This is a genomic window from Cutibacterium sp. 37298, assembly GCF_023838685.1.
GTDB classification, from domain to species: Bacteria; Actinomycetota; Actinomycetes; order Propionibacteriales; family Propionibacteriaceae; genus Cutibacterium; species Cutibacterium acnes.
Genome location: NZ_JAJNRJ010000002.1, coordinates 214,013 through 232,107, shown reverse-complemented (window position 1 = coordinate 232,107; position 18,095 = coordinate 214,013). Strand labels below are relative to the sequence as shown.

Here is an 18,095-nt window from a genome sequence, read left to right as displayed (position 1 = left end):
TTCGGCGAAACCTTTACCAACCAGCAAATTTCACCCACGAAGTGGCATGTGTTCGGTCACACCAGCAAGTGGAACATGTGGCTGCGGGTCAGTCGGCATTCAGGCTTCGGTGACGCCGTCGACCCCAAGTGATGTGACGGTTCGGGAAATATCTTGTTGGGCACTCTTGAGCCTCGCCTGATTCCCCATACCCGACTTAAGCTCAGTATCGACGGCATGAATCCGGATCGGACCGTCGTTCTTAGAACCGATAAGGATCGGGATGTACTCAGCCTTCGTCGTCGAAACCTTCCCAGCTCGTACCGTGAAGGTGACCCGACCGACGACTCCTTCGTCGGTACCGGGCATGTTAGACGACTGCTGGGCAACGAGATTCCCCAGCCCATATATGACGATCTTGCCGTTCATCCGCGTCCATGGCTCAACGACGTGGCTGTGGTGGCAGTAAACCATGTCGACGGCAGGAGATGCAGTAAGGCGCTGCGCTAGCCGAATCTGTTCCTCGGTCGGCTCATGGTGATATTCGAGGCCAGAGTGAGCCGCGACGATAACGATGTCTGCCCCAGCCTTCTTTGCCGCTTCTGCCCTCTTAATGAGGTGGTCTGCCTCGATGTCACTCCACGCCCATGATTTGCTCTTGGGAGGGGTCGATCCGTTGAGGCCATAAGCTCCCGAAACCAGACCTAGCTTGAGACCGTGGCTCACGATGACAGGGGTGTCAGCCTCTTCTTTAGTTCGGGCTGTGCCGGAATGCTTAACATGTGCGGCGTCCAGAGCATCGAGGGTGGCCCTCACACCTGGCAAGCCACGGTCGAAGGAATGGTTCGAGGCGGTACTGCAGGCGTCGAATCCGACAGCAGCGATCCCCTTGGCGATCTCAGCGGGCACTGCGAACTCTGGATAGCCGGAGTACTGAGAACCTTTGGGGGCGACGGGTACCTCCTCGTGACAGATCGACACGTCGGCGTTACGAAGGATAGGCGCAACGGTTCCAAAGATCGGCGCGAAATCGTTCCTTCCGTGGCCATCCTCCCGCGCCGTGTCCCACGTGGAAGGGTGCCAGAGCAGGTCCCCGGAGACAGTGACAGTTAGTGATCCGTTGGTACTGCGATGGACCAATGGCTGGGTGGTGGCTATCTTCGTGGGCGTAGCGGACTTCGCCCTTGCAGGCGTGGGTTCAACGGTCGATCGTGATGGCATGGAGGAGGCCTTCGACGCGCTTGATGAGGCCGCAGGGAGGGGTACCCCGGTGTCGTCAGGTGGCGGCGTGGTTGCGCATCCGCTGGCCATAATCCCGGTAGCCAAGGCAACTATCGCCCATCCTCGTCGAGGCAGCACCATTTAGTCTCCAACCATGTCTCGAGCTCGACGCACTAACCTCGGATCAGGCTGTCCGACGACATCCACATCTTTGCCTTCGTAATCATATTGCGACAAGAAGTACCTCATCGCATTAAGACGCGCGCGTTTTTTGTCATTAGACTTGATACATATCCACGGCGCGGCATCAGTGTCAGTTGCGGCAAACATCTCCTCTTTAGCACGGGTGTAATCGTCCCAGCGCCCCAGCGACTCCAAGTCCATAGGGGAGAGCTTCCAGCGACGAACTGGATCGAGCTGACGAATTGCGAACCGGGTGCGTTGCTCCTGCCGGGTGACCGAGAACCAAAACTTCGTGACATGAATGCCCGATTCGATCATCATTTCTTCGAGGATTGGAGCCTGCCGAAGGAAGATTCGATGCTCTTCATCGGTGCAAAACCCCATGACCCGTTCGACGCCACCACGGTTATACCACGAGCGGTCAAAGAGCACGATTTCGCCGGCCGTAGGCAGGTGTTGAATGTAGCGCTGGAAATTCCATTGGCCCAGTTCGCGGTCTGATGGCTTATCGAGGGCTACGACGCGGCAACGACGCGGATTGAGGTGTTCGCTAAACCTCTTGATGGCCCCACCTTTGCCTGCGGCGTCGCGACCTTCAAAGATGATGACGTGACGCTCACCGGTATCGTCGATCGAGTACTGGAGTTTCAGTAGCTCAATCTGCAGCAGTCTCTTTTGAGTTTCGTATTCGCGACGATCCATGAGGTTGGGATACGGATAATCCTCGTGCCAGGTTTCCACGGCAGAGCCGTCAGGGGCGATGAGTTCGGGGTCGTCACCATGCTCATCGGAGTCGACGACATATCCGGCATCAGCCACCAGGTCAATGAACTCGCGCAGCGAGTGCTGGTCGGAGTCCGTAGCGGGGTCAAAACTAGTCGGCAGCTGGCTGGAACCGAGGTCGTACATGACCTCACGTTATCGTGATCATGGGGTGCGCGGGGCAGCCTCACAGTGAACGGACGGTAACTCTGAAATTTTCAACAGGTCTCCACCTGCCCAGCACAAGGGCCCCGTTTTGTGGCCAAGATCTCACTAGGCGAGACTGTACGGTGCCTGAGGCAACGCCTTCCTACGCAACCGGCCGCACTGGGATTCCGCTACACTTGTCGAGGGTGGGCTAGAGCGACTAGCTGTCACTACCCGTCCATCTCCCCATCCGACGACTCCGAAAGGGCCCGACCTGTGGTTATCTCCACCAATGACATCAAGAACGGCACCGTTCTCAACCTTGACGGCCAGCTGTGGACGGTCATCTGGTTCCAACACCATAAGCCGGGTAAGGGCAACACCGTCGTGCGCACCAAGCTTAAGCACGTACTGAGCGGGAAAGTCGTTGATCGCACCTTCAACTCCGACGTCAAGATTGAATCGGCTGAGGTCGATCGTCGCGATATGCAGTACCTCTATCAGGATGGCGACACCTACATCTTCATGGATGAGTCAACCTACGAGCAGCTGCCGATCCCAGCCGAGGTCGTCGGCGATGCCAAGGACTTCATGCTCGAGAACCAGACCGCAACTGTGGCTCTGCACGAGGGTAACCCGCTCTACATTGATCTGCCGGCCTCGGTTGAGCTGGAGATCACCTACACCGAGCCTGGCCTGCAGGGCGACCGCTCCACTGGTGGCACTAAGCCTGCGACCCTCGAGACTGGTCGTGAGATCCAGGTGCCGCTGTTCATCACTACGGGTGAAAAGGTCAAGGTCGACACCCGTTCCGGCGATTACCTCGGCCGCATCTCCGAGAAGTGAGTACGAATACCGTTCCCGCCCCTGACGACGAGGGCCCCACCGAGTGGATCGGCGACCTCGAGGTCAGGCGCGTCAGTGGAGACATCCAAAAACACGCAGACCTCTCGACACGGTCCAAAGCGCGTAAACAGGCTCTCGATATTCTGTTCGAGGCAGACCTCATAGGTACTGATCCGCTCGAAGTCCTCGCAGCGCGTCCAGGTGTCTTCACCAACCCGGTGAGGCCGTTCGCAGCTGATTTGGTCCGTGGTGTGACAGCCACCCAGGTCGGCCTTGACTCGGTCCTGACTGATTGCCTTTCTGAAGGCTGGACACTGGCCCGAATGCCGCGGGTGGATCGTATTCTCGCCCGCCTCGGTGCGTTTGAGATCTTGCATACGGATACCCCGAATCCGGCGGTGATTTCGGAGGCGATCGAGTTGAGTGAAGAGTTCTCGACCGACGACTCGGCGCCTTTCCTCAATGGGCTTCTCGGTGCGGTCATCACTCATGGGCCCGCTTGCATCGAGGATCAGTCGTCCGACGACGCGGCCTCTTTAACTTGCCCCGCGCTGGACGGGGATAGTGAGCAGCCGCTCATCACAGTTGACGATGTCGGATCCATGCCTAGCAGTTCAGACTTGTTCCCTGCGGAGGTGGGCAATGTGGACACGACTAGCGGAAATGCCAGCGATCCTGAAAATTCTGCTGATGATATTGAGCTGACCGACGGAGAACACCCAACTTCCAAAGATCATGAATTGGCTACAGATCTCCACAAAATGGACACAACCGACGACTAAGCGGACTAATGTGCCGATCGTCTCCATCGGGTCCCCGGTGGAGACGATCACCCGCTGTCGCGCCGAGGCGCTGCACACCTGATCGGAGGGGCTCGTGTCCATACCCACTCTTTCACCTGAACAGCTTTCGGCTGCTCGTGAAGCAGCGACACGGGCAAGGAGAGTCCGTGCTGACTTCAAAGCCAAGGTTCGCTCTGGGAATATAACGCTGTCTGAGGCTCTCGATAAGGCCACCAACGACGAGATACTCGCTCACGTCAAAGTCGTCGACTTGCTGAAAGCTTTACCACGGGTCGGGGACAAGCGCGCAGCCGAAATCATGGAGCGTCTTGAGATTGCCCCTAACCGGCGTATCCGGGGCCTAGGACGCCATCAGATTGCCGGGCTACGCGCTGAGTTTGACCAACGCTCCTAAAAGATGACGCGCGTCTCGGCGCAACTGTGTCGCTATGGACCATTAGGGTGTTCCTATGAATAGCGTCCCCGTCATCCCTCAGGCCCGAGGACTTCGTCACACCGGCCCGGTCACCGTGGCTGTCGTCTCCGGACCTACCGCAGTTGGCAAAGGGACCGTGGTAGGGGCGCTGCTGCGTAGCCATCCGGAGATCGTCGTTTCTAGGTCGGTGACTACCCGTCCGCCGCGCCCCACTGAACGCGATGGCATCGATTACGACTTCATCACCCCCGAACAGTTCGACAAGCTCGTTGACGGCGAGGGTCTCCTTGAGTGGGCAACCGTCCATAACAGCCACCGGTACGGCACACCGCGCGGTCCTGTTGAACGGGCAGTTGCTGACAATCGCACGGTCGTGCTGGAAATCGATCTGCAGGGAGCTCGCCAAGTTCGCGAGACCTATCCTCAGGCGACCCAGATCTTCCTCGCGCCGCCCTCATGGGAGGAGCTAGTCCACCGTCTGGTCGGTCGCGGCACGGAAACACCAGAGCAACAGAAACAGCGTCTGGAGACTGCAAAGGTTGAACTGGCCAACGCGGATGAGTTTGACGCCGTTGTCGTCAACGACACCGTAGATCACGCAGTTGCGCATCTGGTAGAATTACTAAGTCTGTGACCATATCTGGAGGACATTCCTTGACTGAGACCACCCCTGAAGGCATCGTCAACCCGCCCATTGACCAGCTCCTCGAGCACGTCGACTCGAAGTACCGCCTCGTCCTGTTCGCGGCGAAGCGCGCCCGTCAGATCAATGCGTACTACTCCCAGCTGGCGGAAGGCCTACTGGAGAATGTCGGCCCACTGGTGGAAACCACCAACCAGGAGAAGCCGCTATCTATCGCCATGCGTGAGATCCAGGCCGGCGTCGTCGAAGCCCACGAGATGGATGCCGAGGAGATCGCCGCCCAGGCCGCCGCGGCCCAAGAGGCCCCGGCTATTGAGCTGGATGACCCCTTCGCTGACCTCGCTGATCCGAGCGCCTGATCTGAGACCGGCGTGAGTGTCGTCGTTCTTGGTGTCGGGGGAGGGATCGCCGCCTACAAGGCATGCCGGCTCACGCGGCTCCTCTCTGAGGCCGGCCACGAGGTCCATGTCGTCCCCACTAGGGCTGCCCTTGAATTCGTCGGACGCCCGACGTGGGAGGCGTTGAGTGGGCATCCGGTCCACACCGAGGTTTTTGACGACGTTCCCGATGTGGAGCATATCCGCTTGGCTGAGCGCGCCGACGCCATAGTGGTGGCTCCAGCAACTGCTGATCTCTTGGCGCGCCTTGCGGGAGGCCATGCCGACGACCTCCTGACGACGACGGTTCTTGCCACGTCAGCGCCGGTGCTGCTCGCACCTGCTATGCACACCGGAATGTGGCAAAACGCAGCGACCGTCGATAATGTCGCGACCTTACGTCGCCATGGCCTTGTCGTTAAGGCCCCAGCTACTGGGCGCCTTACTGGTCGTGACTCGGGCCCGGGGCGTCTACCTGATCCCGACGAGATTGCAGAATTTGTTGATCTTCTCATCACTGTGCCTGAGTGCGCCGCCGCGATGGCCCAGCAGGACCTTGCTGGAAAACGCGTCGTCATCTCCCTGGGTGGCACCCGGGAAGCTATCGACCCTGTGCGTTACCTCGGTAACTCGTCGTCAGGTCGAATGGGCAGGGCTATCGCTCAAGTCGCCGCTGCTCGCGGGGCCGATGTCCACATTGTCGCTGCCCACGTTGACGTCGCTATGCCGTCGGACGTGCAGATTACCCGCATTGATAGCACCGAAGACCTTGCTGAGGCCATGGACGACCTAGCCAAGCAAGCCGATATTGTCATCCAAGCCGTTGCGGCAGCTGACTTTGCGCCAGTCGCTGTTGACACCAAGATTAAAAAACACGAGGGCGACGACGCCACAGGTGCAACGATGGCCCTCCAACTTCACCAGACTCCCGACGTCCTGGCCCGCATCTGTTCTCAATCGGTACAGAACAGGGTTGTCGTCGGATTTGCCGCCGAAACGGCACCAGACCGTGACCAGTTCTTGAAGCTGGCCCAGGCCAAGCTCGCACGCAAGGGTTGCGACCTTATGGTCGTGAACGATGTGAGCGGCGGAAAGGTGTTCGGCAAGGTCGGCACCGACGTAACCATGGTTCACCAGCAGGGGCCGGGTCGTCGTATCACCGGATCGAAGTCACAGGCGGCTGTCGCCATCCTTGACGAGGTCCGCGCGCTGCTGGCTACTCAGTAACACGATGCGCGGCTTGTGGCCGCGCGGACAGGAAACGCCATGCCTACTCGTCTGTTCACATCGGAATCAGTAACGGAAGGCCACCCGGACAAGATTGCCGACGCCATTTCCGACGCTGTCCTTGATGCTATGTTGGCCGAGGACTCCCATTCTCACGCTGCCGTGGAAACCGTTGTGACGACCGGGCAGGTAATGGTGTGTGGCGAGGTCACTACCGAGGCCTATGTCGACATCGCCGGCATCGCCCGCTCCCGCATTCTTGACATCGGTTACGACTCGTCTTCCAAGGGTTTTGACGGAGCTTCGTGTGGCGTTTCGGTCGCAATCGATGCTCAGAGCCCTGACATTGCCCAAGGGGTGACCGCGGCCTACGAAACTCGTCATGGTTCCACCGATCGTATTGACTCCCAAGGTGCTGGAGACCAGGGCTTGATGTTCGGATATGCGTGCACCGAAACCCCTTCTCTCATGCCGTTGCCTATTGACATGGCTCATGCGCTGTCCTTGCAGCTGACAAAGGTCCGCAAAGAAGGTGCACTGGACTATCTGTGCCCTGACGGTAAGACCCAGGTGACAATTCGTTACAACGAGGACGATAAACCCGTGGCGGTGGACACCGTCATCGTGTCGAGCCAGCATCGTGCGGGAATTGACCTGGACGCAACGATGACCCCCGATCTCCGTCGCCTTGTAATCGACCCGGTGTTGGAGCGTTACGACCTCGATCATCAGGACATGCGGGTGTTCGTTAACCCGACCGGCAAGTTCGTTATCGGCGGCCCTATGGGTGACGCCGGGCTGACCGGCCGCAAGATCATCGTCGACACTTATGGCGGTATGGCACGTCATGGGGGAGGTGCCTTCTCCGGCAAAGATCCGTCCAAGGTCGATCGTTCCGGGGCCTATGCGATGCGCTGGGTAGCCAAGAACGTCGTCGCAGCTGGACTAGCCGATCGTTGCGAGTGCCAGGTGGCTTACGCCATCGGTGCTGCCCGTCCAGTGGGATTCCGTATTGACACCTTTGGTACCAATCACGTGCCCGAGGCTGCCATCGAGCGCGCTGTCGGTGAGGTCTTTGATCTACGACCCGGTGCGATCATCGCGGACCTCGACCTGCTGCGGCCGATCTATTCCCAGCTCGTTGCTGGTGGCCACTTCGGTCGTGAGCTTCCCGGGGTCACCTGGGAACTGACGGACCGCGCCGAGGCCTTGGCAGCAACCGCCCGTCTCTGAGAGAACACACCGCGACGCCGTCGGTGGTGGGCCGTAACATGTGTCCCATGACCGCACCGCTATTGGAGACGACGTCATGGATCGCCCATGTCGTCGTCTCTTCCGGTCTGGCCCACCTTGACCGTCCTTTCGACTATTTGATTCCTGACGACCTCGTCGATCGAGTCCAGGTTGGGGTACGAGTGCGGGTCAAACTCGCCGGTCGGCTGTGTGACGGCGTCGTGGTGGCCGTCGATCATGAGCAACAGCCTGGGGTCACGTTGGCCCCGGTTGAAAAACTGGTGTCCGACCAGGTAGTTGCTACACCAGATCAGCTCAACTTTGCCCGTCATGTGGCTGACCACTGGGCAGGAACCCTGGACGAGGTGCTCAGATGGGCTATCCCTACCCGGCACGCCATGACAGAGGCAGCCAATCCTCCACCGTGGCCAACGCCGATGACGACGATGCCGTCTGGGACCTTGACGGCCTTAGACCGGGGGCGCCGCTTCCTTGCACTGCTTAAGGCCCGGGAACGCCCTCGCGCCCACTGGCGGGTCAGTCCAGTTTGTGGTCCGGGAGATGATGATCACCTCGGAGATTGGTGCAACGGTTTGCTGCAAGCAGTCTGTGCCACGTTGACGTCAGGACGCAGTGCGGTGGTGTGTTGCCCGACGGTTGACGACGTCATCACCCTGCATGCGAGATTCCAAGCTGTTTTAGGAGCTGGAACCGTCGCGGTGCTCCACGCTGATCAACCAGCGTCAACGCGCTGGCGCCACTACCTGGCAGTCATTCGTGGCACAGCGAAAGTTGTAGTAGGAACTCGCTCGGCCGTCATGGCGCCAATGGCTGACCTGGGATTGATCGCTGTCTGGGATGAAGGATCCGACCTCCATGACGAACCACGAGCTCCATACCCGAATACCCGCGATGTCGCTGCCCTGCGAGCCCAGATTGACCACTGTGCGTTGTTATTGGCGAGCTATTCCTGTTCGGTGCGCAGCGCCTCGTGGCTAGGGTCAGGTTGGCTCGTCGGAATCGGCGCGGACCGTCCAACGATGAGAGCAGTCTGTGCACCGGTTCGCATTCCCGGTGACTCCGATATCGCTATGGAACGTGACCCGTTGGCGCGATCAGTTCGGCTTCCCGATCTTGCTATGAGGACCATCCGTGATGGATTGTTGCATGGCCCCGTTCTGGTTTCCGTTCCGCGAGTTGGCGATCTCGTCACCCCATCGTGCGCACGCTGTCGAACGCCAGTGCGATGCTCTTCGTGCGGTGGACCGGTTACCGGGCGGCGTACTGAATCTGGGGTTAACCTCCATTGCACCTGGTGTGGCAGTCACTTACCACCGTGGCGCTGTCCCGAATGCGGCTCCACTGAAGTGAGGTCAGGCATTGTGGGAGCGACGACGACGGCCGCAGAATTGGGTCGGGCATTTCCAGATGTTCCCGTGGTTGATTCGTCCGGCAATCACGTTCGGGAGAGGGTCGATTCAACTCCCCGATTAATCGTTGCCACCCCAAGGGCCGAACCCGCACCGGAATCGGGCTATGCCTGTGCTGTCATCCTAGATGCGGTGTCCTCCTTGTCGAGGCCTGGCCTGGCGGCGGTGGAGCAGACCGTCGATCGGTGGATGGCAATCCTGGCCTTGGTCCGATCAGTGCGGGATGGGGGCCGGGCAGTTATCGTCGGACCTTCGGAGGACGCCGCCTTGCAGGCCATGGTTCGAAATGATCCAGTCGGGTGGGCGACACGTGAACTCGCCGATCGTCGGGAGGCACGTTTCCCGCCCGCGGTGCCGTGCGGAATTGTCGACGGTGACCCGAAAGCGGTGGCTTCGGCGGCACAGCGACTACGCGAGTGGTTCGGAACCGACCTTGAGATGCTTGGCCCAGCTCCACAACCACGCCGTGCCAGCGAATCGGAACGGGATCGAATTATCGTGCGTCCTCGTAGCACGATGCCTCTCGCCGAGCTTTCCCAGGGTCTATTTCGGCTACGTTCCAAACACACTATGAGCCGCGAACCAGGAAGCTTACGCGTGGTCATCGACCCGGCCAACTTGTTGTGAGGTCGGTAGGCTTGCGGTGTGAGACTTCTTTTTGCTGGTACCCCGGACGTGGCCGTCCCAACGCTTACCGCCTTGGTAGCCGATCCCCGTCACGAGGTAGCTGCCGTCCTGACGCGTCCGGATGCAGCAGTGGGACGGCACCGTACTCCACGTCCATGCCCGGTCGCCAAGGCTGCCGAGGAACTCGGTATCCCCGCCATTAAGGCGACCAGCGTGAAGTCCGGCGAGGGTCACGATGCCATCACTTCCCTCGATGTCGACGTAGCCGTCGTCGTAGCCTACGGAGGTCTCATTCCCGCCAATCTGCTGGCAGTACCACGACACGGCTGGATTAACTTACACTTTTCTCTCCTACCGCGATGGCGCGGCGCTGCTCCCATACAACGGGCCATCATGGCGGGGGATGAGGAGACGGGCGCTTGTGTCTTTCAGCTAGTTGAAAGCCTCGATGCCGGACCGGTATACCGCACCATGACGGTTCCTATAGGCCCGATGACAACAGCCGGTGAGCTTCTTGACGAGCTGGCTCATACCGCAACGCCTCTCGTCATTGAGGCCTTGGAGGACATTGAGGCAGGAGTCGAGCCAACACCACAATCTGTTGAAGGAGTGACAATCGCTCCACAAATCCATCCCGATGACGTCCGAGTTACCGTCACCGCTGCTGCCCAGGAGATCGACAACCTCGTCCGAGGCGTGTCCCCAGCTCCTGGGGCGTGGGCTGAATTAGACGGCAAACGTTTCAAGATCCTGCGTACCCGCTGTCTTGAAGCCGGAGATGGCGTCCCGAGCACCGTGGCGACAGCCCAACCTGGTCAACTCGTCGCAACCCGAAAGCAGCTGTTTCTCGGTACTGGCTCGCAGCCCCTCGAGCTGTTGCAGGTGCAAGCTTTCGGTAAGAGAGCTATGAGTGGGGCCGACTGGGCCCGAGGGGCCGACATCGACGCTGGAACTAGGCTGAGATGACTCAGCGTCTGCATCAGAAACGTCGGAAAGCTGACCCAGCGCGACGACTGGCCTATTCCGCTCTCTTAGCGGTGGAGACCCAGGGCGCCTATGCCAACCTGGCCCTGGCAGATCACTTGCGTGCTGCCAAGTTGACTGGGCGCGATGCGGCATTTGCCACTGAACTGGTGGATGGAACTTCCCGTGGGACGGGCACTTGGGATCGCATTATTGAGGCCGCCTCCTGCCGGGCTCCCGCCAAACTCCAGCCGGGAGTTCGGGTGGTGCTGCGCATGGCGGCACATCAGATCCTGGCTATGAGGGTGCCGACGAGGGCGGCCGTGGCGTCATCGGTTGATCTTGCTGGTCAGGTCATTGGGGAGCGCGTCACTGGCCTTGTCAACGCGATATCGCGTCGTATCAGTACCCACAGCCTTGAGGAGTGGGCTACCGAGATCGGCGGACGCGATGCCGTTGACGTCATGGCGTTGCGTACCCTTCATCCCACCTGGATCGTTAAAGCCTTTCAGGACCGTCTGGGTACAGACGAGGTGGAAGACGCCTTGCTAGCCGACAACGAGCCGCCGGTCCCCACCTTGGTTGTTCGTCCCGGGCTCGCTGAGCGCGACGAACTTGGGTCCGGGACCCCGACTCGATATTCTCCGTGGGGAGTTGTGCGTCCCGGAAACCCTTCTGATGTCGCTGCGGTGCGTGAAGGCCGAGCTGGCATACAAGACGAGGGTTCCCAACTCGTCATCCTGGCCTTGCTGCGCGCGACCAAAGTGAACAGCTGCTTTGGCCAGTGGCTCGACCTGTGTGCCGGCCCTGGCGGCAAATCCGCACTGCTAGCTGGACTCGCGAACCAGCACGACACCAGCTTGACCGCAGTGGAACTGCACGAGCATCGTGCTGATCTCGTTGCGAAAGCCCTCAGGACCATCCCGGGCGACCATCGCGTTATGACTGCCGACGGCACGCACCCGCCACTACCGGAACAGTCTTTTTCCGCTGTTCTTGCTGACGTTCCGTGCTCCGGTCTGGGGTCGCTACGCCGACGCCCAGAAGCTCGGTGGCGTCGTACCCCAACTGACGTCGAAGAGTTAGCCCAGCTCCAGCGTCGACTTCTTATCTCAGCGGTCAATCTCGCCCGACCAGGTGGGGTCGTTGAGTACGTCACGTGTTCACCGCATCGAGCCGAAACCATCGACATCATCAATTCTGCATGCGCGACCCTACCTGTCGATGTCCTCGACGCTCCTGCCATGCTCCCTGACATTCCTAATATCGCTGCGTCTGGAAACACCAACACCATCCAGCTGTGGCCACACCGTCACGGCACCGATGCCATGTTCTGTGCACTGTTACGCAAACGCGACGAGTCAGGTACATCTTGAACAATGAGAGTTCGCACCTCATCTGGCGTCCATGACCGCCATCCGTGGTTAAATTACTCTGACCGGGAGCGCGGGCGCTCAAGCTACCCGTTGCGAATATCCAAGTTCATACCGCACATCTGCACTAGGAGACCCCAGGATGACCACAACGCTGATGAAGACTTGTCTGCTCGGCATGGCTGGCGCAATGACCGTCAGTCTTGTCGCATGTGGGAATAATTCATCATCTAACGGTACGCCCGCTAGCACCACTGTCGCACGTTCCTCGACGTCGGTCACGGCGTCTCCGACGTCCGTCGAGCACGAGCAGACTAAGGCACCCAAGCATCTCAGCCAGGATGACTTCACCAAGGCCATCTCGAGTAAAAAGATCAATAACCAAACGTTCACTATCGTGGACAATTCTCAGATCGCCGCCCAGATGAACCAGGTCACCAAGGTCATGAGTCAGGCCAAAATTTCCCCGGCGGAATGCGGAAAAATCCTCAAACAGAGTATCTCCAACGTCACTGGCGGGGAGCTCAATAACATCATTTCCGCAATTGGTAGCGACCAGTCGGCACCAACTACTGTCACCTTCAATACGACCATGTCAAGTCGCCAGAAGAAGTCGTTCGAAACCGAGGACAAGCAATTTTCTAAGTGCGGTCATGTAGCCATGGACTTGCAGGGTCATAAGACGACGATGACCATGAAGCTAACCCCAATCAAGGGCTACGAAGACATCTCTAAAAAGGCATCCCTTTACACAACCGTGAGCTCAAGCGGCAACGGACCTAAGACATCCTCTTATCAGGCATATGTGTGGCTCAATGATGATCAGATGATCCAAGTAACTGCGCAAGATGCCCAAACAGCTCAATCCACGCTGAAGTCGGCTCTCAACGCACTGGGTATCGTCGCGAAGTGAGACCGGTCTGGCGTGGTCGCCCGAGGCTCGAGGCAGCCACGCCATGAGCCAAGGACAGTAGCCGGTAGCCTTGTGAGTGCATAGAGCCACCGTCTAGGACAATTTAAGTCACGGCATGGTGTACGAAAGTTTAGTGGACATCGTTTCGTGGAGTTCCTTGGTATATACGACGACGTCTTTCGGAGCAACGACAGGCTTTCACATTCTCAAGTTGAGCCTCATCCGAGATGATAGACGAGTCCGAAGTCGCGGACAATTCGTCGAAAAAGAGGAGAACTCTATGAAGATCAAGTTCATAGCGGCCCCGTTGGTTGCCGGCGCCCTGATGGTTCCAGCCACTCTTTCCACCCCCGCGGCTCAGGCTGCCATTCCGACTATTCCCGCCGTGTCAAGTAACACTGCAGACGCACACAAGTTGCTCGAGGATGTCAACGGTCGTATCACGTCGCTCAACGACGATCTGAAGGTCGCTAAGGCTTCCCTGTCTCCCATGGAAGTCATCGACACCATCGCTGATCTTTTGAAACAGGCCAAGCAGCTCAAGGCTCAACTCGAGAAGATCGTCAAGGGTGTCGTTACCTTCGCCAAATCGATTCCGGCTCGCGTTGAGCTGTTCCTAGCTATGTGTGATACCACGCACACCGCCACCCTCACCCTTCAGGACAAGGTGCAGAACGCGCACTCCACCGTCTTCCTTGCGATCGCTCACGCTATCAATGTGCTGATCACCATTAATTCCACCCCCGCCCAGCTGACCGACGAAGTGGCGGCCCTGAAGAAGGCCATTGCTGCGGCTCAGGCCATGCCCGATCTCAAGCCGACTGACGTTGCCACCAAGTACGTGCGCGCCAAGCTGGGCCGCCTGATAGTGCAGGTCCGCTTCGACCGCAACACCTGTGTCATCAACTACAAGGACAGGGACACTGTCCGTCTGCTCAACCGTGCCATCATCAGGGCTGGGCAGGTCCGTAGCAATGCGTGGGTGCGAGTCGCCGATGTCGACCAAGCTATCAAAGAGCTGAAAGCCGCCTACCAGGATGCCCTCAAGACCCCCAACAAAAAGGGCGCCCCGGCTTCACCGTCCTCCTGTATGCCGGCCGCTGACGCTCCCGTAGCTGTTGCCTGATACATCTCATTCCCAGACGCGATCCTCGAGACTGCTTGTGGTGGTCTTGAGGATCGCGTGCGCAATGTTTGCCGCGGTCTAGTTCAGTCTTAGCCAACACATTCCGAGGCTCTCCTCCAAACTTTTCAGCATGTCAGCGGCATCCATCCGAGTCTGTCCGATCCCTTAGGCTGGCACCATGGTAGTTCGCATCACACCGTCAATCCTCAACGCCAACCTCGCCAATCTCGCCAGTGAAGTAGGACGCATCCCCTCAGCTGACGGTTTACACATCGACGTCATGGATGGCCATTTCGTACCGAATCTCGTCATGGGGGCGCCCTTCGTGGAATCGTTGCGACCAGCCACTAACCTCATGTTTGACGTTCACCTCATGATCGAAAATCCCGATCGGTGGGCACCGCAGTACGTCGAGGCGGGAGCGCAATCGGTTACCTTCCACCTGGAAGCTGCTACCGCGCCAATCAAGCTCGCTCGTGAGCTTCGGTCGATGGGAGCACGGGCGTCGGTAGCTCTGCGCCCGGCAACCCCAGTCGAACAACTCGCCGACATCCTGACTGAATTTGACCAAATCCTCCTCATGACAGTCGAGCCTGGTTTTGGTGGCCAGAAATTCCTTGACCCAGTGCTTGCCAAGATCCGCAAGGCTCGCAAGCTCATTGACGCAACACGTAAGGATATATGGTTGCAAATTGACGGCGGCGTCTCAGCTGACACCATCGAACGCGCTGCCGAAGCAGGAGCCGACACATTCGTGGCAGGATCCGCCGTCTACCGTTCCGGCAACCCCGACCACGTCGTCGCCTCACTGCGCAACCGGGCTTTGGCTGCGCAGGTATGTGCCCACTGACGGTCCGCGCACAGCGTTAATGACCGCGGTGGCGTAGATAGGACTGAAACTCTACCGCGAGGACATCTCCCGTCAGTCCCTCCGAGAGAGCAGCGTCCTGCTCGGTCTCCAACGCTGCGATGTATTCGGCCAGCTCAGGGTGATCGACTAGGGCCTCATCGATTGCGGCAGCCCAATCCCGTTTATCCTCTTCGAGTCCAGCTTGTGGGATCGCAATCCCAGTGAGTTCCTCGATCCGCACCAAGAGGGCCTGCACCGCGGGCGGACAAAGCGACTCGCAAGCATACTGTGGTACTCCCACCCATAGGCCGATGGCATTCATTCCGTGGCGACGTGCCTCGGTAACCAGGACAAAGGGGATACCAGTAGGCCCGTCATATTCGAGTTTCTCTGCCCCCAGCTCGCTGATGAGATTGGGATCGGTGGCAGAGACCATCACTGGAAGCTGTCGCGTGTGGGCCACGTCGGTGGCCATCGCGCCCAGAACAACAAGGCCAGCTGGCTTGAGTTTACGTAGCCGCCGTAGCCGCCGTAGCAGCCGGAAGCAGTAAGTCCGCCAGCGCAAACCCGGCTCAGGCCCATCGACGACAACAATGGGTTGGCCCTGCCATCTCCCGACCCTGATGGCGGTACTCGGCCAACTGACGATTTCGAAGTCGTTCATGACGGTGATGGCGGGACGGGTTTGACGAAAGTCGTGAAACACCTCGCCGTCAATCGTGCGCCATATTTTCGCGTCGAAATACTCAGCGATGAGACTCGCCGCCTGGGTAGCGGCCGTTCCGGCGTCATTCCAGCCGCCGAAGGCCACTACGACCCATGGCCGGTCCATGTGTCGAAATCGCATGGTGCCAAGGTTAGCCCCCGCCTTCGTCTGAGACTCATGGCCCTTCGCACCGCTGTGTCCCAGCACGTTCATGTCATCGATGGGGCAATGGGCACGATGCTGCAGAGCAGCGATGTGACGGTGGAGGATTTCAAGGACTCGAAGGCTGCAACGAAATCCTCAACATCACTGGCCCCGACGTCATTTCCGGAGTCCACGACGCTTACTGGGACCATGCTCATGGGGTCGGAAACCGGTGCCGCCTTGACGGTGAATCCCTTGGCATTGGCGCCATCGATCACCAAACCTCTCGTGGCTGCCGGTACAGTTTCGGTTACGCCACCTGTCCGAACCTCGAAGATCGCGTCAAGGTGGTGAAACTACTCGATCCGACGAGGATTCGGTGTACAACTGTCAGAGGAGTTCCAGCTTCATCCTGGCCAGTCCACCGACGCCTTCGTCGTCCATCACCCGGAGGCAAACTATTTCAATGCCACGTGAGACGCACACAGCGACCGCCGACCGTTTTTTCGCCGCTGTCTTGTGGGATTTCGACGGTACTCTCGTCGACACTGAGTCCCGGTGGGTCGAGGCCGAATTGGCAGTCCTCGCCTCACACGGGGTCGTCTGGGAACCTGAACGAGCCAATGAGTTCATCGGGGGACCGCTGACTGATGTTTGTGAGGCGATGGTTGCCGACCTGGGTGGATCAGTTACCGTCGACGACGTCGGGCGTGAGCTCATCACCATGGTGTCGCAGTTCAATCGGGAACGTGATGTGCCTTGGCGCCCCGGCGTCTTGGACCTCCTCATCGAGATCCGCGACGCCGGTATCCCAACGGCGATCGTCACCGGTTCTGCTCATGCTGTTGTCGAGCCGGTATTAGAGGCCATGGCTGAGAGGATCGGTAATCCTTTCGAGACTGTCGTAACCTTCGATGATGTCACCCCCGAGACGGCTAAGCCTGCCCCGGACCCTTATCTTCTTGCCGCTGAGCGCCTCGGTGTCAGTATTACTGATTGCCTGGCTATCGAGGACTCCCCGAAGGGGGCGACCTCGGCCACCTTGGCCGGCGCTGCGGTGCTGACCGTCACCGGACTGGCGAAGGTCGGCCCAGGCCCACGGCGAGTTCATCGTCCCGACCTGTCAGGCTTGTCGTTAGCCGACGTGGTCAGTCTCTGGCATCTCGCTGACGAACCAGCGGCCCCGGTAGCTAACGGCGGTGGGGGAGTCCTACGCGCTGGCGAAAGAATCACCCTCACCGACCCGAAGGGCCGTAAGCACTCGATCGTTCTACAACCCAGCGGCATCTTCCACACCACGAAGGGGGCAGTACGTCATGATGACCTTATCGGAGGGCCTCAGGGAGTCGTCGTCACCTCTGTCGGTGGTTTGGACTTTTTGGCTATGCGCCCGATCCTGAGCGAGTTCACAGTATCGATGCCGCGCGAAGCCGCCATTATTTACCCCAAAGAAGCAGCCCAAATCATCATGTGGGCCGATATCTTCCCCGGGGCACGAGTACTAGAAGCTGGCGTTGGATCCGGGGGACTATCTATCCCGCTGTTGCGCGCCATCGGCGCGAAGGGACGTCTACATTCTTACGAAAGGCGTCAGGAGTTCGCTGATGTCGCTCGCAAGAATGTTAAGTCCTTTTACGGAGAGATTCCATCTACGTGGGATCTCAAAGTGTCTGACCTGGTCTCTGGTATCAGCTCAGAATCAATTGACCGGGCTATCCTTGACATGCTCGCCCCATGGGAGTGCGTCGAGACAGTGGGCAACGTTTTAGTTCCTGGCGGTGTGCTGTGCTGCTATGTCGCAACAACGACTCAGATGGGGCGAGTCATGGATACTCTCCGCGCTCATGGCGGATGGACTGAGCCATCGGCTACCGAGACGACGATGCGTGACTGGCATGCTGAAGGGCTGGCGATTCGTCCGGCGCACGGAACGACGGGCCATACCGGATTCCTGGTCATTTCACGTCGTCTTGCGCCAGGGGTGGCGGCACCGATGCGTAAACGTCGCCCCGCTCCGGGAGCCTACGGCCCTGATTATCACGGCCCACGTCCGCGCAATATCACCGAGCACGACCAGTGGCGGCTGCCCAAAGAGGAGAAGTGACGACCGTCACTAACAATTACTAT

General features: G+C 59.1%; 19 protein-coding genes and 1 pseudogene. 16 read left to right on the top strand and 4 right to left on the bottom strand.

Annotated elements, in window-relative coordinates; genetic code table 11:
- Positions 1–99 precede the first annotated feature (99 nt).
- Positions 100–1,119: a CapA family protein gene (locus LRP59_RS05590; protein WP_002521592.1), complete on the bottom strand. Its 1,020-nt coding sequence runs from the start codon at positions 1,117–1,119 to the stop codon at positions 100–102.
- Between the two features lie 7 nt (positions 1,120–1,126).
- Here LRP59_RS05590 and LRP59_RS05585 point away from each other — a divergent pair, with 7 nt between their 5' ends.
- Positions 1,127–1,345: a hypothetical protein gene (locus tag LRP59_RS05585; protein ID WP_002521591.1), complete on the top strand. Its 219-nt coding sequence runs from the start codon at positions 1,127–1,129 to the stop codon at positions 1,343–1,345.
- Here LRP59_RS05585 and ppk2 read toward each other — a convergent pair.
- Entirely contained in the window at positions 1,342–2,292 is a 951-nt protein-coding gene (gene ppk2, locus LRP59_RS05580) for a polyphosphate kinase 2 (protein WP_002513526.1), read from the bottom strand. The two genes, LRP59_RS05585 and ppk2, sit on opposite strands and share 4 nt — an antisense overlap.
- Before the next feature lie 276 nt (positions 2,293–2,568).
- On the opposite strand from ppk2, the gene efp reads away from it, so the two are divergent.
- From efp to rpe, 13 genes are all read left to right on the top strand, one after another.
- A complete protein-coding gene (gene efp / locus LRP59_RS05575; protein ID WP_002513525.1) occupies positions 2,569–3,138 on the top strand; it encodes an elongation factor P in 570 nt (189 codons plus the stop codon).
- Positions 3,135–3,920: a transcription antitermination factor NusB gene (nusB, locus tag LRP59_RS05570; protein WP_002513524.1), complete on the top strand. Its 786-nt coding sequence runs from the start codon at positions 3,135–3,137 to the stop codon at positions 3,918–3,920. The genes efp and nusB overlap by 4 nt, the downstream gene beginning before the upstream one ends.
- A gap of 94 nt (positions 3,921–4,014) precedes the next feature.
- Complete coding sequence (gene mihF / locus LRP59_RS05565) at positions 4,015–4,335, top strand: integration host factor, actinobacterial type (RefSeq protein ID WP_002513523.1); 321 nt, start codon at positions 4,015–4,017, stop codon at positions 4,333–4,335.
- Between the two features lie 55 nt (positions 4,336–4,390).
- The gene (gene gmk / locus LRP59_RS05560) at positions 4,391–4,990 is read left to right on the top strand and encodes a guanylate kinase (protein ID WP_002513522.1); all 600 of its coding nucleotides are present in this window, start codon (positions 4,391–4,393) and stop codon (positions 4,988–4,990) included.
- A gap of 20 nt (positions 4,991–5,010) precedes the next feature.
- A complete protein-coding gene (gene rpoZ / locus LRP59_RS05555; protein ID WP_002513521.1) occupies positions 5,011–5,358 on the top strand; it encodes a DNA-directed RNA polymerase subunit omega in 348 nt (115 codons plus the stop codon).
- A gap of 12 nt (positions 5,359–5,370) precedes the next feature.
- Positions 5,371–6,603 carry a bifunctional phosphopantothenoylcysteine decarboxylase/phosphopantothenate--cysteine ligase CoaBC gene (coaBC, locus tag LRP59_RS05550; RefSeq protein ID WP_002513520.1) on the top strand — a complete coding sequence of 411 codons (1,233 nt, stop codon included), beginning with the start codon at positions 5,371–5,373 and terminating at the stop codon, positions 6,601–6,603.
- Positions 6,604–6,642: 39 nt separating this feature from the next.
- Positions 6,643–7,836, top strand: a complete 1,194-nt coding sequence (gene metK / locus LRP59_RS05545) for a methionine adenosyltransferase (RefSeq protein WP_002513519.1) — start codon at positions 6,643–6,645, stop codon at positions 7,834–7,836.
- 38 nt (positions 7,837–7,874) lie between these two features.
- Positions 7,875–9,893 (top strand): primosomal protein N', encoded by a 2,019-nt coding sequence (locus LRP59_RS05540; RefSeq protein ID WP_002513518.1) that lies wholly within the window; start codon positions 7,875–7,877, stop codon positions 9,891–9,893.
- Positions 9,894–9,911: 18 nt separating this feature from the next.
- A complete protein-coding gene (gene fmt, locus LRP59_RS05535; RefSeq protein WP_002513517.1) occupies positions 9,912–10,859 on the top strand; it encodes a methionyl-tRNA formyltransferase in 948 nt (315 codons plus the stop codon).
- Positions 10,856–12,232, top strand: coding sequence for an RsmB/NOP family class I SAM-dependent RNA methyltransferase (locus LRP59_RS05530; protein WP_002513516.1), 1,377 nt, complete (start codon positions 10,856–10,858; stop codon positions 12,230–12,232). The genes fmt and LRP59_RS05530 overlap by 4 nt, the downstream gene beginning before the upstream one ends.
- Before the next feature lie 139 nt (positions 12,233–12,371).
- On the top strand, positions 12,372–13,142 hold the full coding sequence (locus tag LRP59_RS05525; protein ID WP_002513515.1) for a hypothetical protein: 771 nt from the start codon (positions 12,372–12,374) through the stop codon (positions 13,140–13,142).
- A 280-nt stretch (positions 13,143–13,422) separates the two neighbouring features.
- Complete coding sequence (locus LRP59_RS05520; RefSeq protein ID WP_002513514.1) at positions 13,423–14,268, top strand: CAMP factor family pore-forming toxin; 846 nt, start codon at positions 13,423–13,425, stop codon at positions 14,266–14,268.
- Positions 14,269–14,446: 178 nt separating this feature from the next.
- Positions 14,447–15,118: a ribulose-phosphate 3-epimerase gene (rpe, locus tag LRP59_RS05515; protein WP_002513513.1), complete on the top strand. Its 672-nt coding sequence runs from the start codon at positions 14,447–14,449 to the stop codon at positions 15,116–15,118.
- A 16-nt stretch (positions 15,119–15,134) separates the two neighbouring features.
- Here the strand turns inward: rpe and LRP59_RS05510 are convergent, their stop codons facing one another.
- Both LRP59_RS05510 and LRP59_RS05505 read right to left on the bottom strand, forming a co-directional pair.
- Positions 15,135–16,037: a proteasome assembly chaperone family protein gene (locus tag LRP59_RS05510; protein WP_187361745.1), complete on the bottom strand. Its 903-nt coding sequence runs from the start codon at positions 16,035–16,037 to the stop codon at positions 15,135–15,137.
- Positions 16,034–16,246: a hypothetical protein gene (locus tag LRP59_RS05505; protein ID WP_002513511.1), complete on the bottom strand. Its 213-nt coding sequence runs from the start codon at positions 16,244–16,246 to the stop codon at positions 16,034–16,036. The genes LRP59_RS05510 and LRP59_RS05505 overlap by 4 nt, the downstream gene beginning before the upstream one ends.
- On the opposite strand from LRP59_RS05505, the pseudogene LRP59_RS12115 reads away from it, so the two are divergent.
- Positions 16,235–16,445: pseudogene (locus tag LRP59_RS12115) on the top strand (vitamin B12 dependent-methionine synthase activation domain-containing protein); the annotation flags it as partial. The gene LRP59_RS05505 and the pseudogene LRP59_RS12115 overlap by 12 nt on opposite strands.
- Positions 16,435–18,072, top strand: a complete 1,638-nt coding sequence (locus tag LRP59_RS05500; protein WP_002513510.1) for an HAD-IA family hydrolase — start codon at positions 16,435–16,437, stop codon at positions 18,070–18,072. The pseudogene LRP59_RS12115 and the gene LRP59_RS05500, both read left to right, overlap by 11 nt.
- Positions 18,073–18,095: the final 23 nt, after the last annotated feature.

Excerpts from the sequence above, each read along its gene's own strand:
- ppk2 (WP_002513526.1), bottom strand. The coding sequence starts at position 2,292 with ATGTACGACCTCGGTTCCAGCCAGCTGCCGACTAGTTTTGACCCCGCT.
- gmk (WP_002513522.1), top strand. The coding sequence starts at position 4,391 with ATGAATAGCGTCCCCGTCATCCCTCAGGCCCGAGGACTTCGTCACACC.
- metK (WP_002513519.1), top strand. The coding sequence starts at position 6,643 with ATGCCTACTCGTCTGTTCACATCGGAATCAGTAACGGAAGGCCACCCG.
- LRP59_RS05540 (WP_002513518.1), top strand. The coding sequence starts at position 7,875 with ATGTGTCCCATGACCGCACCGCTATTGGAGACGACGTCATGGATCGCC.
- LRP59_RS05530 (WP_002513516.1), top strand. The coding sequence starts at position 10,856 with ATGACTCAGCGTCTGCATCAGAAACGTCGGAAAGCTGACCCAGCGCGA.
- LRP59_RS05525 (WP_002513515.1), top strand. The coding sequence starts at position 12,372 with ATGACCACAACGCTGATGAAGACTTGTCTGCTCGGCATGGCTGGCGCA.
- LRP59_RS05520 (WP_002513514.1), top strand. The coding sequence starts at position 13,423 with ATGAAGATCAAGTTCATAGCGGCCCCGTTGGTTGCCGGCGCCCTGATG.
- rpe (WP_002513513.1), top strand. The coding sequence starts at position 14,447 with ATGGTAGTTCGCATCACACCGTCAATCCTCAACGCCAACCTCGCCAAT.
- LRP59_RS05510 (WP_187361745.1), bottom strand. The coding sequence starts at position 16,037 with ATGAACGTGCTGGGACACAGCGGTGCGAAGGGCCATGAGTCTCAGACG.
- LRP59_RS05500 (WP_002513510.1), top strand. The coding sequence starts at position 16,435 with ATGCCACGTGAGACGCACACAGCGACCGCCGACCGTTTTTTCGCCGCT.